The sequence below is a fragment of the Streptomyces malaysiense genome (assembly GCF_000980885.2).
Taxonomy (GTDB): Bacteria; Actinomycetota; Actinomycetes; order Streptomycetales; family Streptomycetaceae; genus Streptomyces; species Streptomyces malaysiense.
The window spans coordinates 1-1,064 of record NZ_LBDA02000182.1 but is presented as its reverse complement, the minus strand read 5'-3'; the positions used below and the strand labels follow the sequence as shown (position 1 = coordinate 1,064).

1 protein-coding gene is annotated in these 1,064 nt (G+C 67.6%); it reads right to left on the bottom strand.

What is annotated here, in order from left to right; translation table 11 throughout:
* Positions 1-1,064 (bottom strand): acyltransferase domain-containing protein (locus tag VT52_RS34815; RefSeq protein WP_143070987.1); only part of this gene is annotated, 1,064 nt, incomplete at both ends.

The window sequence follows — 1,064 nt, the reverse complement described above, 5'->3', positions numbered from 1 at the left end:
GTGGGGTTGGTCGGGGTGTTGGTGGTGGTGTGGTGGTCGGTGGTTTGGGTGAGTGCGGTGGTGAGGACGGGGTGGGGGCTGATTTCGATGAAGAGGGTGTGTCCGGTGTCCAGGAGGTTTTGGGTGGCCTCGTGGAAGCGGACGGGTTGGCGCATGTTCTGGTACCAGTATTCGGGGTCGAGGGTGGTGGTGTCGTGGGGTTGGGCGGTGATGGTGGAGATGAAGGGGGTGGTGGTGGGTTGGGGGTTGATGTTGTGGAGGTCTTGGAGGAGTTGGTGGTGGAGGGGTTCGACGTGGGGGCTGTGGCTGGGGACGGTGGCGGTGATGAGGCGGGTTTTGGTGCCGTGGTCGTTGAGGGTGGTGGCGAGTTGTTCGAGGTGGGTGTGGGTGCCGGCGATGATGGTGGATCGGGGGCTGTTGGTGGCGGCGATGGTGAGGTGTTGGTTGAGGTGGGGTTGGAGTTGTCGGGGGGTGAGGGGGGCGTGGAGGAGGGCGCCGGTGGTGGTGAGGTTGGCGAGGAGTTTGCTGCGGAGGGCGATGATGGTGGTGGCGTCGGTGAGGGTGAGGGCGCCGGTGGTGTAGGCGGCGGCGATTTCGCCTTGGGAGTGGCCGATGACGGCGTCGGGGTGGATGCCGTGGGTTTTCCAGATTTCGGCGAGTCCGGTGAGGACGGCGAAGAGGGTGGGTTGGAGGACGTCGAGTCGGTCGAGGGTGGGGGCGTCGGGGTGTTGGGTGAGGACGTGGGTGAGTGACCAGTCGGTGTGGGGTGCGAGGGCGGTCTCGCAGGCGGTGATGTGGTCGCGGAACACCTGGGAGGTGTCGAGGAGTTCGCGTGCCATGCCGGGGTATTGGGAGCCCTGGCCGGGGAAGACGAAGACGGTTTTGCCGGGCTGGGCGGCGGCGGTGCCCCTGACGACGTCGGGGTGTTCCTCGCCGCGGGCCAGGGCGGCGAGTCCGGCCTGGAGTTCGTCGATGTCCTGACCCACGACCACCGCACGGTGGGAGTGATGCGTCCGCGTGGTGGCGAGCGCACGGGCCAGGTCCCCGGCCCGCAGCTCGGGCTG